The organism is Pseudonocardia petroleophila, assembly GCF_014235185.1.
Lineage (GTDB): Bacteria > Actinomycetota > Actinomycetes > Mycobacteriales > Pseudonocardiaceae > Pseudonocardia > Pseudonocardia petroleophila.
In genome coordinates this window covers 5,302,453-5,315,949 of the sequence record NZ_CP060131.1, presented here as the reverse complement: position 1 = coordinate 5,315,949, position 13,497 = coordinate 5,302,453, and the positions used below count along the sequence as shown (strand labels likewise).

15 protein-coding genes are annotated in these 13,497 nt (G+C 74.8%); 9 read left to right on the top strand and 6 right to left on the bottom strand.

Annotated elements, in window-relative coordinates; genetic code table 11:
• Positions 1-12: 12 nt before the first annotated feature.
• A complete protein-coding gene (locus H6H00_RS26075; protein ID WP_185718297.1) occupies positions 13-345 on the bottom strand; it encodes a hypothetical protein in 333 nt (110 codons plus the stop codon).
• Between the two features lie 181 nt (positions 346-526).
• Here H6H00_RS26075 and H6H00_RS26070 point away from each other — a divergent pair, with 181 nt between their 5' ends.
• Genes H6H00_RS26070 through H6H00_RS26060 form a run of 3 tightly spaced genes read left to right on the top strand, consistent with a single transcriptional unit; the run spans position 527 to position 3,067 of the window.
• On the top strand, positions 527-1,531 hold the full coding sequence (locus H6H00_RS26070; RefSeq protein WP_185718296.1) for an ABC transporter substrate-binding protein: 1,005 nt from the start codon (positions 527-529) through the stop codon (positions 1,529-1,531).
• A complete protein-coding gene (locus H6H00_RS26065) occupies positions 1,528-2,337 on the top strand; it encodes an ABC transporter permease (protein ID WP_185718295.1) in 810 nt (269 codons plus the stop codon). Before H6H00_RS26070 ends, H6H00_RS26065 begins: the two co-directional genes overlap by 4 nt.
• Positions 2,330-3,067: an ABC transporter ATP-binding protein gene (locus tag H6H00_RS26060; protein ID WP_185718294.1), complete on the top strand. Its 738-nt coding sequence runs from the start codon at positions 2,330-2,332 to the stop codon at positions 3,065-3,067. The genes H6H00_RS26065 and H6H00_RS26060 overlap by 8 nt, the downstream gene beginning before the upstream one ends.
• 20 nt (positions 3,068-3,087) lie before the next feature.
• On the opposite strand, the gene H6H00_RS26055 is transcribed toward H6H00_RS26060, so the two are convergent.
• Positions 3,088-3,858: a tetratricopeptide repeat protein gene (locus H6H00_RS26055; RefSeq protein WP_185718293.1), complete on the bottom strand. Its 771-nt coding sequence runs from the start codon at positions 3,856-3,858 to the stop codon at positions 3,088-3,090.
• A 127-nt stretch (positions 3,859-3,985) separates the two neighbouring features.
• Here H6H00_RS26055 and H6H00_RS26050 point away from each other — a divergent pair, with 127 nt between their 5' ends.
• Positions 3,986-4,222: a hypothetical protein gene (locus tag H6H00_RS26050; protein ID WP_185718292.1), complete on the top strand. Its 237-nt coding sequence runs from the start codon at positions 3,986-3,988 to the stop codon at positions 4,220-4,222.
• On the opposite strand, the gene H6H00_RS26045 is transcribed toward H6H00_RS26050, so the two are convergent.
• Both H6H00_RS26045 and H6H00_RS26040 read right to left on the bottom strand, forming a co-directional pair.
• A complete protein-coding gene (locus H6H00_RS26045) occupies positions 4,212-4,601 on the bottom strand; it encodes a hypothetical protein (protein WP_185718291.1) in 390 nt (129 codons plus the stop codon). The genes H6H00_RS26050 and H6H00_RS26045 overlap by 11 nt on opposite strands.
• On the bottom strand, positions 4,598-6,214 hold the full coding sequence (locus tag H6H00_RS26040) for a CocE/NonD family hydrolase (RefSeq protein ID WP_185718290.1): 1,617 nt from the start codon (positions 6,212-6,214) through the stop codon (positions 4,598-4,600). Before H6H00_RS26040 ends, H6H00_RS26045 begins: the two co-directional genes overlap by 4 nt.
• 37 nt (positions 6,215-6,251) lie before the next feature.
• On the opposite strand from H6H00_RS26040, the gene H6H00_RS26035 reads away from it, so the two are divergent.
• From H6H00_RS26035 to H6H00_RS26025, 3 genes are read left to right on the top strand one after another with little or no spacing between them, the layout of a single operon-like run.
• Positions 6,252-7,376: an ABC transporter ATP-binding protein gene (locus H6H00_RS26035; protein WP_185718289.1), complete on the top strand. Its 1,125-nt coding sequence runs from the start codon at positions 6,252-6,254 to the stop codon at positions 7,374-7,376.
• Between the two features lie 43 nt (positions 7,377-7,419).
• Entirely contained in the window at positions 7,420-7,575 is a 156-nt protein-coding gene (locus tag H6H00_RS26030; protein WP_185718288.1) for a hypothetical protein, read from the top strand.
• A gap of 13 nt (positions 7,576-7,588) precedes the next feature.
• Positions 7,589-9,001, top strand: coding sequence for a DUF2252 domain-containing protein (locus H6H00_RS26025; RefSeq protein WP_255425381.1), 1,413 nt, complete (start codon positions 7,589-7,591; stop codon positions 8,999-9,001).
• Positions 9,002-9,327: 326 nt separating this feature from the next.
• Here the strand turns inward: H6H00_RS26025 and H6H00_RS26020 are convergent, their stop codons facing one another.
• Positions 9,328-10,599 (bottom strand): HNH endonuclease signature motif containing protein, encoded by a 1,272-nt coding sequence (locus tag H6H00_RS26020; protein ID WP_185718287.1) that lies wholly within the window; start codon positions 10,597-10,599, stop codon positions 9,328-9,330.
• Between the two features lie 906 nt (positions 10,600-11,505).
• On the opposite strand from H6H00_RS26020, the gene H6H00_RS26015 reads away from it, so the two are divergent.
• Positions 11,506-12,024, top strand: a complete 519-nt coding sequence (locus tag H6H00_RS26015; protein WP_185718286.1) for a hypothetical protein — start codon at positions 11,506-11,508, stop codon at positions 12,022-12,024.
• Between the two features lie 18 nt (positions 12,025-12,042).
• Here H6H00_RS26015 and H6H00_RS26010 read toward each other — a convergent pair whose 3' ends face one another.
• Entirely contained in the window at positions 12,043-12,360 is a 318-nt protein-coding gene (locus tag H6H00_RS26010; RefSeq protein WP_185718285.1) for a putative quinol monooxygenase, read from the bottom strand.
• Positions 12,361-12,469: 109 nt separating this feature from the next.
• On the opposite strand from H6H00_RS26010, the gene H6H00_RS26005 reads away from it, so the two are divergent.
• Positions 12,470-13,390: an alpha/beta hydrolase gene (locus H6H00_RS26005; RefSeq protein ID WP_185718284.1), complete on the top strand. Its 921-nt coding sequence runs from the start codon at positions 12,470-12,472 to the stop codon at positions 13,388-13,390.
• Positions 13,391-13,497 lie beyond the last annotated feature (107 nt).

Here is a 13,497-nt window from a genome sequence, read left to right as displayed (position 1 = left end):
CCGGGGCGGCGGTCAGGCCCGCTCGACGTGCAGGCCGATGTCGCGACCTGCGATCGAGTCGACGCGCACGACCAGGCCGCCGACCTCCGCGCTCTCGCCGGGCGTGAGGTCGGCGGAGTCGCCGCGCGCGGACACGGTGACGGACTCCGGCGTGATGGGGGCGACGCGCAGGTCGCGCTCGAACGACCCGATCTCGATCTCGACGGTCTGCTCGCCGCTCAGCGAGACGGTGCACACACCGTTGACGCAGCTGCTGCTGCGTGAGGTGGCGGTGCAGGCGGACAGGGCGACTGCGGTGAGCAGGGCGACGGCGAGCAGGACGACGGCGGGGATGCGGGCGCGCACGGGAGGCTCCGGGGTGGTCGGGTCGGGGTCGTCAGTCTCACCGACGGCGGCGGGAGGGGTCCCGGTCGCGTAGAGTCCGGTCCGACCCGCGGGAGCCCACGATCCGAGGCTGAGAGGGCGGCAGGCCGGCCGTCGACCGTTCGAACCTGACCCGGTTAGCACCGGCGTAGGGAGGACCGTCATGGCCCGTACACGTCTGTTCGCCGTGCTGTTCGCCGCACTGAGCCTCGTCCTGGCCGGCTGCTCCGGCGGATCCGGTGACCGCACGATCCGGATCGCGCTGGACTGGACGCCCAACACCAACCACACCGGCCTCTACGTCGCGCAGGTGCAGGGGTGGTTCGCCGACGCCGGCCTCGACGTCGAGTTCCTGCCCTACAACTCGACCTCGCCCGACACGCTGGTGTCCTCCGGCGCCGCGGAGTTCGGCATCTCCTTCCAGGACTCCTTCACCTTCTCCAAGGCCGCCGGAGCCGACATCACCTCGGTGATGGCGGTGCTGCAGCACTGGGGCACCGAGATCGCGGTGCGCGCCGACCGCGCCGACATCGTCAGCCCGGCCGACCTCGACGGCGCGGTCTACGGCGGGTTCGGCGGGCCCGGCGAGGTGCCGAAGATGCAGGCCGTCATCCGCGACGCGGGCGGTGCGGGCGACTTCGAGACCGTCGTGCTCGGCACGTCGGCGTACGAGGCCCTGTACTCCGGCGACGTCGACTTCACCGAGCCGTTCGTCGCGTGGGAGGGCATCGAGGCCGATCTGCGGGGCGAGCCGCTCAAGACGTTCGCCTACACCGACTACGGCTTCCCGGACGCCTACAGCGTCGTGCTGATCGGCAACTCGCCGTGGCTCGCGGCGAACCCCGACGACGCCCGCTCCTTCGTCCAGGCGGCCCAGCGCGGCTACCGGCTCGCCGCCGACGACCCCGCCCGCGGTGCGCAGCTGCTCATGGACGCGAACCCGGGCTTCTTCACCGAGCCGGAGCTGGTGACGCGCAGCCAGGACCTGCTGGCGGCGGAGTACCTGCGCGACGAGTCCGGTGACGTGGGGCCGCAGACGCTGGAGCGCTGGAGCGGCTACTCCGGGTTCGTCGTCGACTCCGGGGTGCTGACGGGGCCGGACGGCTCCCCGCTCACCGAGCGCCCGGACTTCGCCACGTGGTTCACCAACGACTACCTGGCGCCGTGACGACCCGGCTCGCGCGCGACGCGACCCCGGCCCGCGCGCGGCGGGACCCCGGCCCGCGGGGGGTGGGCAGGACGGGACCGGCGCTGCTCGTCGTCGCCGGGCTGCTCGTCGCCTGGCAGGTCGGGGTCGAGGTGTCCGGGGTGCGGCCCCAGGTGCTGCCCTCGCCGCTGCGGGTGCTCGAGCAGGGCTGGGCCTACCGCGAGCAGCTGTGGGCCAACACGGTCCCCACGCTGCAGGCCACCGCCGTCGGGTTCACCGTGTCACTGGCGCTGGCCTGGGCGCTCGCGGTGGCCGTCGACTTCTCGCCGTGGCTGCGCCGCGCGCTGACCCCGCTGCTGGTGGCCTCGCAGACTCTGCCGATCATCGCGATCGCCCCGCTGCTGATCATCTGGCTCGGGTTCGGGCTCGCCCCGAAGGTCGTCGTGATCGCGCTGGTCACCTTCTTCCCCATGACGGTCGGCCTGATCGAGGGGTTCGCGTCGACCCCGCGGCAGGCCACCAGCCTGCTGCGGAGCATGGGGGCGTCGCGCTGGGCGCAGTTCCGGTACGTCCGGCTGCCCGGCGCGATGCCCCGGTTCTTCACGTCCCTGCGCATCGGCATCACCTACGCGGTGACCGGCGCGATCTTCGCCGAGTACGTCGGCGCGACGGCCGGGCTCGGGATCTTCATGAGCGTGCAGAAGAACTCCTTCCGTACCGACCTCGTGCTCGCCGCCGTCGTGGTGACGGCGCTGCTGAGCGTCGCGCTGTTCGCGCTGACGTTCCTGGTGCAGCGCGCACTCGCCCCCTGGAGCCGGGATGGGTGAGGTCAAGCTGGTCGTCGACGACGTCCACCTCGCCTTCGGTGCGCTCGACGTCCTGGACGGCGTCAGCTTCGACGTCGCGCCGGGGGAGTTCGTGTCGCTGATCGGGCCCAGCGGCTGCGGCAAGTCGACGCTGTTCGACGTGATCGCCGGCCTGCACCGGCCGGACGCCGGGCGCGTCGTCGTCGACGGGGAGGACGCCACCGGCCGCGTCGACCCGTTCGCCTACATGCCCCAGCAGGACCTGCTGTTCCCCTGGCGAACGGTGCTCGACAACACCGCGCTCGGCCTGGAGGTGGCGGGCGTGCCGCGCCGCGAGGCCCGGCGCCGGGCCGGGGAGCTGTTCGGCCCGTTCGGGCTGGCCGGGTTCGAGCAGGCGCGGCCCGCCGAGCTGTCCGGCGGGATGCGGCAGCGCGCGGCGCTGCTGCGCACGGTCGTGCAGGACCGCGCGGTCCTGCTGCTCGACGAGCCGTTCGGCGCGCTCGACTCGCTCACCCGTGCCGACCTGCAGACCTGGCTCGACGACGTGCGCGCCGGCTTCGGCTGGACCGTCCTGCTCATCACCCACGACATCCGCGAGGCGGTGCGGCTGTCGGACCGGGTGGTGGTGCTGGGGCCGCGGCCGACCCGCGTGCGGCGCGAGGTCGCGGTGGACCTGCCGCGGCCGCGCGCCGTCACCTCGCCCGCGTTCGTCGGGCTGGAGGCGGAGCTGCTGGCGGCCCTGCGGGAGTGATCAGGGCCCTGCGGGGGTGGTCAGGCGCTGAGGCCGAGGCGCTGCGGGGTGTGCACGTCGGCGAGGTCGGCGGCGACGGCCCGGGTGTCGGGGTGGTCGGGACCGAGCAGCTCGGTGCAGTCGGCGAGCGCCCGCTCCAGCTCCGCGACGGCCTCGGGCACGCGCCCGAGCACCGCGTGGCAGGTGGCGAGCGTGGCCCGGACGGTGATCGTGTGCAGGTTCCGCGAGCCCAGGGCGAAGTCGGCGTCGCGCAGGGCCGACTCCAGCACCGTGACGGCGGCGGTGGTGTGCCCGCCCGCCGCCTGCGCGAGGGCCAGCCCCGTGCGGGAGGCGAGGGTCCGGGCGTCGGCGGGGCCGAGGTCGCGGCGCCGGACGTCGGCGACGAGCGCGGCCAGGTCGACGGCCTCCGCGTGCCGCCCGGCCAGCCGGTACGCCGTGGCCAGGGCGTCGCGCGCGTCGACGGTGCGGGGGTCGTCGGGACCGAGCAGGCGGGTGCGGACGTCCACCGCGGTGCGCATCAGGTCGACGGCGTCGCGGGGCCGGTCGGCGGCCGCGGTGGCGACGGCCAGGTTGCCCTCCACGACGAGCGTGTCGGGGTGGTCCTCGCCCAGCAGCGCGCGGCAGGACACCACGGTGGTGGTCAGCAGGCGCACGGCGTCGTCGGGATCGCCGTCGGCGAGGCGGTCGACCGCCTCGGCGTTGCGGGCGGCGAGCGCCTCGACCCGCTCGGCGCGGGTGCCGTGCCGGGGCGCCGAGCTGCCGCGGTCGTCCTTGCGGTTCCACCAGGCCATGTCACGGAACGTATCGAGTGGCCCGGTCGATCGTCCACTGGTGTGACCGCGATGTGGGACATTCGGCGGAACTCTTACCTCCGGTGAGGTTCCGTGCACCCGTGGTGGCCGCCGTAGGATCGGCCACGTGCGACTGACGCGCAGCGCCCGCAAGCACGGCTTCACCGCCGACGACGTGCGCCGGGTGCTCGACGCCCCGCTCCGGTCGGTCCCGCAGCCCTCGCCGGACGGCGGGGTCGTGCTGCACATCGGGCTCACCGCCGACCGCGACCTGGTCGAGGTCGTCGTCGCCGACGGGGACCCGCCCGTCGTGCTGCACGCCATGCGCCTGCGCCCGGCGAACTACCGGCACCTCACGGGCTGACCCGCACGCGCGCCCGGCGCCGGACGGCCGCGGTCACCCCGGCGACGAGCGCGGTCGCCAGCAGCGTCCCGACCAGCACGACGAGCGCCCCGACCGGCCACAGCCCGCTGGTGTCGTAGGTCGACGCGGTGAGCGACCACGCCGCGGCGAAGGCCACCGGCACGACCGGGACGACGGTCCACCACGGCAGCCGCCCGGTCGCCAGCACCACCAGCACCACCAGGGACACCCCGCAGCCGATCACCTGCCAGGCCTCGTACGGTCCGCTCGCGACGCCGGTGGCCGGGTCGACGCGGTAGGTGCGGTCCCAGGCCAGCCAGCCGAACCAGCAGGCGGCGGAGGCGAGGGCGAGGACGGCCGCGCCGAGGACGCGGGTCACGACGGCACCGGCAGCGTCAGCCGCGCCCCGCCGACGGTGTGCACGCTCGGCACCATCCGCGAGGACTCCGCGGCCGGCTCCCCGGTGCCGAGGTTGCGGGCGAACCGGGGGTGCGACCCGCCCGCCACCAGCAGCCGCAGCCGGTGCCCGGCGGCGAAGCGGTGCGCGCACGCGTCGAGGGTCAGGCGGACCGGGCCCGGCGCGCGGTCGGGATCCAGGCGCAGCAGCACGTCGGTGACGTTGCGGGAGCGGCCGCGGGCGTCGACGTCGCAGAGGCGGACGAAGACGTCGGCGTGCGGGTTGTCGGTGGTGTGGTGCAGCTCCACGGTCGGCTCGCCGACGACCTCGAGGTCGGCGGCCAGCGGCGCCCCGGTGAACGCGACGACGTCCGGCCGGGCCTCCAGCGCCGCGTTGTCGCGCACGCCGGCGCCCGCGGTGAGGAGGCGGCCACCGACCGTCGGGGTCGGGTCGGCGGGGTCGTAGCGGAAGCGGGTGGCGGGCGCCGGGACCTCCGGCCCGTCGGGGAGCAGCGCGCCGCCCGCGGCGGCGTGCCACACCCGCCCGGTCGTCGGCGGCGGCCACTCCGGCAGGTCCCGCCACTCGCGGGCGCCCGTGACGTGGATGCGCACGGGGGAGGGGCGGGCACCCACGCCGGCGAGGTGCTGGTCGAGCCAGCCGAGCGTCTCCTGCGCCACCTCGCGCGAGACCCCGACCTGCAGGTGCGTCCACGGCCCGACGGTGAGCGCGACCTCGGCGCCGCGGTCGTGCAGCGCGGCGTACTGGTGCAGCGTCTGGTCGAGGAACAGGTCCTGCCATCCGCCGATGAGCAGCACCGGTGCGGCGGCTTTCTCCAGCGCGTCGGTGACGCGGCGCGGCTCCCAGAACGGGTCGGTGCGGTCGGGGTGCGAGGCCCAGCCCCGGTACCAGCCCGCGCCGCCGCGCAGGACCGGTTCGGCGGCGTCGACCAGCGGGAGCCCGGCATAGGCCCGGGTCATCGCCCGGCGCCCGGCGAGGCTGCGGACGGTGCGGCGCACCAGCCCGCCGTCCTCCTGCGTCGTCATCATCGCGCTCCAGCCCAGGAAGTCGTTGAGCGTGAACGCGCCCCGCCCGTGGGTGACCTCGGCGAAGTCGTGCGGCCCGACCACCACGACCGACGCCTTCAGCTCCGGCGGCGGGTCGGTCATCAGCGCCCACTGGGTCCAGCCCAGGTAGGACAGGCCCATGGTGGCGAGGCGGCCGTCGAACCAGTCCCGGGTGCGCAGCCACGCGACGGTGTCGAGCCCGTCGGCGGCCTCGTCCACCATCGGTTCGAACACCCCGCCCGACCCGAACGTGCCCCGGCAGCTCTGCACGAGCACGTGGTAGCCGCGGGCGGCGAGCGTGCGCGCCGACACGACGTCGAGCGGGGAGTCGCGGCCGTAGGGGGTGCGCACCAGCACCGTGCCGAGCGGGTACGCGGTGTCGGGCGCGAAGTGGGTGGCCAGCAGGACGACGCCGTCGCGGACGGGGACCCGCTCGGTGCGCACGGTGTAGCCCGTGCGGGCGCCGGGCAGGCCCAGCGCGCGCGAGGCGACGCGGTCGACGGTGCGGGCGACGGGACCGGGGGCGTTCATGGGGTCGATCCTGCCCCGGATGCCCTACCGTCGGGGCGTGGACCTGCCGCTCACCGGCCTGCGCGAGGTCACGGTCGCCCTCGGCGACGGGCCCCCGGTGCTGCGCGACGTCACGCTGCTGGCCGGGCCCGGCGAGGTGCTGGCGGTGCTGGGGCCGTCGGGGTCGGGGAAGACGACGGTGCTGCGCGCCGTCGCCGGTCTGGAACGGGTGCGGCGGGGCCGGGTGCTGGTGGCCGGGCGCGACGTCACCGCGGTCCCGACGGCGCAGCGCCGGATCGCGATGGTCTTCCAGGAGACGGCGCTGCTGCCCGTCCTCGACGTCGCCGCCCACCTGGGCCGGTCCGCGCCGGGCGGCGAGCGCCACGAGCAGGTGGGCCGCCTCGGGCTGCGCGGGCTGCTGCCCCGGATGGCCCGCACGCTCTCCCCGGGCGAGGGCGGCCGCGTCGGTGTGGGCCGGGCGCTGGTCCGCGACCCCGACGCGTTCCTGTTCGACGAACCGCTCGCCCACCTCGACCCCGTCGAGCGCACCCGGATCCGGCGCGTGATCGCCGCGGCGGTGGCGCGGGCCGGGGTGGCGGCGCTCTACGTCACCCACGACCGGACCGAGGCGATGGCGGTGGCCGACCGGCTCGCGGTGCTGCGCGACGGCGAGGTCGTGCAGACCGACACCCCCACCCGCGTCTACGACCGGCCCGTCGACGTGTTCGTGGCCGACGTCGTCGCCGAGTCGGGGATCGGGCTGCTGCCCGCGCGGGTCGTCGTGGCCGACGAGCGCGCCGGGTTCGCCGTCGGGGCGCGCACCCTGCCGCTGTGGGCGCCGCCGTCGGCCGGGCTCGTCCCGGGGAGGCGGGTCGTGCTCGGGCTGCGGGCGGAGGTGGTCGGCGTCGCCGGGCCGGGCGCCGACCCCGGATCGGTGCGCCTGCCCGTCACGGTGGGGCGCGTCGAGCACACCGGGCACCGGGCCACCGTCGTCGGGGAGGTGGCGGTCCCCGGCGACGCCGACGGGGCGCGGCTGGTCGCCCGTACCGCCGAGCCGCCGCGGACGGGGGAGCGGGTCGAGTTCGTCGTCGACGCCCGGCGCGCGCACGTGTTCGACGCCGTCACCGGTCGCGCCCTGCTCCATCCCGGCGTTACACGGGGGACCGGACCTCACCAGAAGTGATGACTCCTGCTAATGGCGGAGTCCGCTGCGGCGATGAGCAGGCATGACCGTGATCGCACCCGCCCCCGCCACGTCCTCCCGTGCCGTCGCCCCGGGCCCGCACCTGATGGCCGTCCCCGCCGTCGACCGCGTCGTCGGCGTCCTGTTCACCCTCACCGTCGCGCTGTTCCTGGTCGGGCTCGTCGTCCTCGGCCTCTGAGTACCCTGCGCGGGTGACTCGCGCCCCCGGACACACCGTCCTCGCCGACGCCGACGGCACCGCCTACGCCTCGCTGCGCCAGCGACCCGTGGAGCGCGCCGAGCGCCACGCGATGGGCAAGGCGCTGCGCAAGCGCGTGCCCCGGTCCTCGCTCGCCGACTGGGCGCCCGGCCCCGAGCGCCCGGACCCGGTCGCGCAGATCGTCGAGTCGCACGTCGGGCGCGTGGAGTCCCTGGTCCCGATCCGGGTCGGCCGGATGGTCGCGTCGCCGTACGGGTTCCTGCGCGGCACCGCCGTCGTGATGGCCACCGACGTCGCCGCGCTGCCGCGCACCGGCATCACCCCCGTCGTCTGCGGGGACGCCCACCTGGGCAACTTCGGCTTCTACGCCTCGCCCGAGCGCGACCTCGTGATCGACCTCAACGACTTCGACGAGGCCCACCCCGGCGCGTGGGAGTGGGACCTGCGCCGGCTCGTCGCGAGCATGTGGGTGGCCGGACGGCACGGGTCGGCGTCGGAGGAGCAGTGCGCCGACGCCGTGCGCACCTGCGTCTCGGCCTACCGCGACGAGGTGCGGTTCCTCGCCGAGATGCCGCTGCTGTCGCGGTCCTACGAGCGCCTCGACGTCGACCGGCTGGCCGAGGAGAGCCCGCGCGCGCTGCGCGCCGAGGTCGTCCGGGCCGCCCGGCGGGCGCGGCGGCGGACCGGGGACCGGGCGCTGCCGCGGTTCACCGAGGAGGTCGAGGACACGCGCCGGCTCGTCGAGGAGCCGCCGCTGATCACCCGGCTGCCCGGCGCGGAGGCCGATCTCGTCGCGGCCGCGCTCGACGACTACCTGCAGACCCTCGCCCCGCACTGGCGCCGGGTGCTCGGCGGCTACACGCTGCTCGACGTCGGGCACAAGGTCGTCGGCGTCGGCAGCGTCGGCCTGCGCGCCTACGTCGCGCTGCTGGAGGGGTCCGCACCCGACGACGTCGTGTTCCTGCAGCTCAAGCAGGCACGGCGGTCCGTGCTGGCCCGGCACGTGCACGGCGACTCGGCGCAGCACGCGCACCAGGGCCAGCGGGTCGTGGAGTACCAGCAGGCGCTGCAGACCGTCAGCGACCCGCTGCTGGGCTGGACCAGCGTCGGCGACATGCAGTTCTACGTCCGCCAGTTCCGCGACATGAAGGGCTCGATCGACCTCGAGGGCATCCGCCCCGCCGCGCTCGTCGACTACGCCGGCGTCGTGGGGCACCTGCTGGCCAAGGGACACGCCCGCACCAGCGGCGCGTCGATGATCTCCGGGTACGTGGGGCGCGGCGACAACCTCGACCGCGCGCTGAGCACGTTCGCCCGCCGCTACGCCGACCAGACCGAGGCCGACCACGCCGCGCTCGTGTCGGCCGTCGAGCGCGGGAAGGTGGCCTGCGAGCCCGGGTACTGACCCGGTCACGTCGCGGCGTCCAGTGGGTGGCGAGCGCGCAGGCGACGGCTCCGTCCGGGGTGCCGGGTGCGGCGCGCACGGACCGGGCGGGGGATCCGGAGCAGGCCCCGCGCAGCGCCTCCACCCGCCGGTCGTGGTGGTCGTCGGGTGCGGCGGCGGCCGCGATCTCGGCGGTGGTCCTGGATCCGGCCGGTGCAGGTGGCGGTCAGGCGTTCCACCGTCAGTCCGGTCGGCGTCCGGCTCCGGCGGAACCGCTCCCGAGCCTCGGTCGTCTCCAGCACCCTCATCCGGCCTCCGGGCGGCCGCGGTACTGATACCGGTGATCGTCAGACCGGGAGCGGTCTGCGGCGGGGAGACCCGGTCGGGTCGATCCATCGTGGTGGGACGAACTCGGGTAGTCCGTCGCGGATCCGGACGGTCCAGTCCGAGTGGTGGATCTGGCGGTGGTGGGCCTTGCACAGCATGACCAGGTTGTTGAGCTCCGTCGGTCCCTCACGTCCCCAGTGATCCACATGGTGGACGTCGCACCACGACGGTGGCCGGTCGCAGCCGGGATGCGCGCAGCCGCGGTCTCTGACGGTAATGGCCTTGCGGAGCCCGTCGGGAATGGTCCGCTTCTCCCGGCCGACGTCGAGGGGTTGGCTGTCGCCGTTCATGACGATGGGGACGACTCCGGCGTCGCAGGCCAGGGTGCGCAGGGTGGCGGGGGTGATGGTGCCGCCGAACTCCAACATCGCGCCTCTGGCTCGAGCCTCGAGGTCTTCCAGTCGGATGATCACGGTGAGGTGGGGGCGGCGACCGCCGGTCTCGGGCAGGTCGTCGCCGTGGTCGAGGACGTACCCGCACACGTCGGCGAGTGCTTCGGCCTGTCGCTGGGCCGCGGTTCGGTCGTCGTCGGCGGTCAGCGGTTTGGCCTTGGCATCGATGACCGCGGCGATGGCGTCGTAGAGGGCGGGGTCTTCGAACCGGCCCTTGATCGACCCGCCTGCGCCGCCGCGGTGGCGGGTCAGGCGCAGCTCGTTCACCGGTGGCGGGGTGTCGTCGGGTTCGGGCCCGTCCTGGTCGAGCCGGTCGATCAGCAAGGTGCCGAAGCTGAGGAGCTGTCCGGGCTTGGCCTGCAGGGCGTAGTCGGCGAGCTGCGCCTCTGCGCCGGTCCACGCTGACGTGGTGAGCCGTTCGGCGGCCCGGGTGCCCAGGACGCGGTGGATGACCTCGACGTGCCGCCACCCGATCGTTCCCTCGCCGAACGCGGCGGCGGTGGCGGGCATCCGGGCCGGGAGCTGTTCCCCGCTCAGGGTGGTGCGGCCGTGGACGTCGGTGGCCGCGGAGGTGAAGGACCGGGCCTGGCGCTGGTCCCAGGACAGCAGGTCCGACACCGCGGCAGCGGTGCTCGGATAACCACGCGACAGGAACGTGCCTCGGTCATCCAGGACGGCGACTGCTGCGCTGGAGATCGCCTCGACCCGCCGGGTGACGCCCTCGCAGAGGGTCAGCAGCGAGATCAGGTCGTTCTCGGAGGCGTGGGTGGTGGCGGCGGCGAGCTCGTCGAGTGCGGCAGCGAGGTGCTGGTGCGCGTCTCGGAGGGTGTCGCCGGCCATGCCCTGATTCTACTAGAACATGCGTTCGAGCGTGAGTGGATTGTCGCAGCTCAGGGACCGTTCGGCGCATGGCTGGGCGCTTTGGATGATGGGCTGCCCGGCCTTCTTCGGCGTGGTGCGCTGGTTCCGGTCGGGTGCGGGTCGTCTGAGGTGAACTACCGGATGACGTGGCGGGGTGGGCGGCCGTCCCCGACCGACGTGCCCGACCCGGGCTCGGAGGCTCGGCCGGGTCGGGCGAGACGTCCGGTGGTCCCGAACCGCGACCCCACCGCCCGGATCACCCCGTGCATGACCGGTTGGCGTCCCGGCCTCGGTAGGCCAGACCACGACACGACCGGCAGACGGTCACATGACGCACCCGACCAGGCGACTCTTCCGGTATCCGGCCGGGGAGCGGGATCCGTGGCCGAGCCGACACCGCAGCCCACCTACGTCCGCCACCGACGGCCGTCGCGCAGTCGGCGCCGGTGCAGCAGACCCGGAAGGTCACGACGGTCGACTCAGACACCGGCGGTCGGAGGCTCTGTCGGCAGACCGGCCGTGTCCCGCTGGCTAAGGCGGGTGGCGCATCGTCGCGAGCTACCCCGACACGGTCGGGCAACTCGTCGGTGCGCCGCCGGCCGACTCGCCGCGCGCCGTCGGCGAACTCGCCGGGGGTAGTCGGCCAACTCGCCGGGCAGCACCAGCAAACTCTCCGGTGGAGAGCGGCCAACTCGCCGGGTGGCAGCGGCCAACCCGCCGGGCGGCAGCGGCCAACCCGCCGGGCGGCAGCGGCCAACCCGCCGGGCAGCAGCGGCGAACTCGCCGGGCGCCGTTGGCAAACTCGCCGTCCGGGGCGGTGCCGCCTCCCTGCACCGGCCAGGGGCGGGGGGACCGGCGGGCCGGGCGGCTGCCTAGGGTGGCCGCATGACCGACGAGCGTGGAGCCCGGGAGATCGCGCAGGCCGCCGAGGCGATCGGGGACCTGCTCTACCGCGCGGTGGAGGCGACCCTGGAGGAGCCCGCCCCCGAACCGGCCCGCCAGGCCGCGGCGCAGCTCTACGACGTCGACTCCCGCACGGTCCCCGAGAGCGACAGCGGCCCCGCGCAGCTGATGGGCACGCTGACCCTGATCCGGCTGCTGAGCCTGGTCCGCGAGTCCGCAGCCGACCGCCCGGAGCGCGTCGACGAGGTGCTCGCGTGGATCACCGCGTCGATGGGGAAGCGGTACGCGGCGCGGGCGCGGTACGTCACCGGCGTGCTGGAGAGCGAGGCCGCCACCGCCGACGTCCCCGCGGTGCGGCAGGTGCTCATGACGGAGTTCGTGCCGTCGCTGGTGTGGCTGCTGGCCGGGTCGGTGGCCGTGTTCGGCGACGGAGACCTCGACTGGCTGCGCGGCCTCGAGTCCGGCACCCCGACGACGGCCAGCTTCCTCACCGGGAGCTGACCGCCGCCGGGCGACCGCTCAGGCGACGCGGTTCAGCGTGGTGATCACCAGCTCGCCGTCGAGCAGCTCGGGGATCTTCGGCAGGGCGGCCTGCAGGTGCGGGGTGCCCAGATGGGCGTCGAGTGCGGCCTGGTCGGTCCAGTGCTCGATGAAGATGAAGACCGCCGGGTCCTGCGAACCCCGGTGCAGCGCGTAGGTGGTGCAGTCGGCCTCGGCGCGGGTGGGCTCGATGAGGCCCTCGAGCAGGGCCTGGAGCTCCTCCTCCTTGCCCGGCTGGGCGCGCATCGTGGCGACCACGGTGAGCAGGCTGCGGTCTTCGTCGGTGGGGATCGACACGGGGGACTCCTCGGGTTCGGCGGTGAACAGCGATCACCGTAGTGCGCGAACCGATAGCCTCCCCCCAGCGAAGGTGTGGTGGGCGCCACAGGGACACGAGGGAGCGGGAATGGTCAGCGAGACCGGGTTCGACAGCCACGGCACGCGGTGCGCCGCGTGGTACCTGGAGGCCACCTCCGACGCCCTCACCGGCTCCCGCGGCCGCCCGTGCGTGGTGATGGGGCACGGGTTCGGGGCCACGAGGGACGCCGGGCTGCTGCCGTTCGCGGAGCGCTTCGCCGCCGCCGGGGCCGACGTCCTCGTCTTCGACTACCGCGGCTACGGCACCTCCGACGGCACCCCGCGCCAGAACGTCTGGCACGTGCGGCACCGCGAGGACTACCACGCGGCCATCGCCCACGCCCGGGGCCTCGCCGGCGTCGACGCCGACCGCATCGTGCTCTGGGGCAGCTCCTACTCCGGCGGGCACGTGGTGCCGGTGGCGGCCAAGGACGGCCAGGTGGCGGCCGTGATCTCGCAGGGTGCGGCGATGGACGGCCTCGCCGCGCTGCTGGAGATCGGCCGGTACGCGGGCGTCGGGCAGCTGCTCAAGCTGACCGGGCACGCGCTGCGCGACATCGTCGGATCCCTGCTGGGGCGCGAGCCGCACCTCATCCCGGTCGTCGGCCCGCCCGGCTCGCTCGCCGCCATCACCGCCGACGGCGCCGAGACCGGGTACCGCTCGATCATGGGCCCGACGTTCCGCAACGAGATGTGCGCCCGCGGCGCGCTGCTCATCCCGCTCAACCGCCCGGTCACGGCGGCGTCGAAGCTGCGGGCGCCGATCTTCCTGGTGGTGGCGGCCGACGACAACATCGCGCCGCCGTCGGCCGTGCGCGCGGTGGCCGCGAAGGCCGGGGCGGGCTCGGAGATCCTGGAGCTGCCCTCGGGCCACTTCGACATCTACTCAGGCGAGATGTTCCAGCGTTCCGTGGACGCTCAGGTCGCATTCCTGCAGCGCACACTGCGTGTGGAGGCGGTGGCGGGCTGACCGGAGCACCGGCTCGGCACTCACTCGCTGACGATCCGCGACCACGAGCTCTCCATCACCCAGTTCTGCGAGTGGCTGCGGGCCTCGGTCGGCCGGGCTCAGCCGGC

Excerpts from the sequence above, each read along its gene's own strand:
- H6H00_RS26070 (WP_185718296.1), top strand. The coding sequence starts at position 527 with ATGGCCCGTACACGTCTGTTCGCCGTGCTGTTCGCCGCACTGAGCCTC.
- H6H00_RS26060 (WP_185718294.1), top strand. The coding sequence starts at position 2,330 with ATGGGTGAGGTCAAGCTGGTCGTCGACGACGTCCACCTCGCCTTCGGT.
- H6H00_RS26055 (WP_185718293.1), bottom strand. The coding sequence starts at position 3,858 with ATGGCCTGGTGGAACCGCAAGGACGACCGCGGCAGCTCGGCGCCCCGG.
- H6H00_RS26040 (WP_185718290.1), bottom strand. The coding sequence starts at position 6,214 with ATGAACGCCCCCGGTCCCGTCGCCCGCACCGTCGACCGCGTCGCCTCG.
- H6H00_RS26030 (WP_185718288.1), top strand. The coding sequence starts at position 7,420 with ATGACCGTGATCGCACCCGCCCCCGCCACGTCCTCCCGTGCCGTCGCC.
- H6H00_RS26020 (WP_185718287.1), bottom strand. The coding sequence starts at position 10,599 with ATGGCCGGCGACACCCTCCGAGACGCGCACCAGCACCTCGCTGCCGCA.
- H6H00_RS26015 (WP_185718286.1), top strand. The coding sequence starts at position 11,506 with ATGACCGACGAGCGTGGAGCCCGGGAGATCGCGCAGGCCGCCGAGGCG.
- H6H00_RS26005 (WP_185718284.1), top strand. The coding sequence starts at position 12,470 with ATGGTCAGCGAGACCGGGTTCGACAGCCACGGCACGCGGTGCGCCGCG.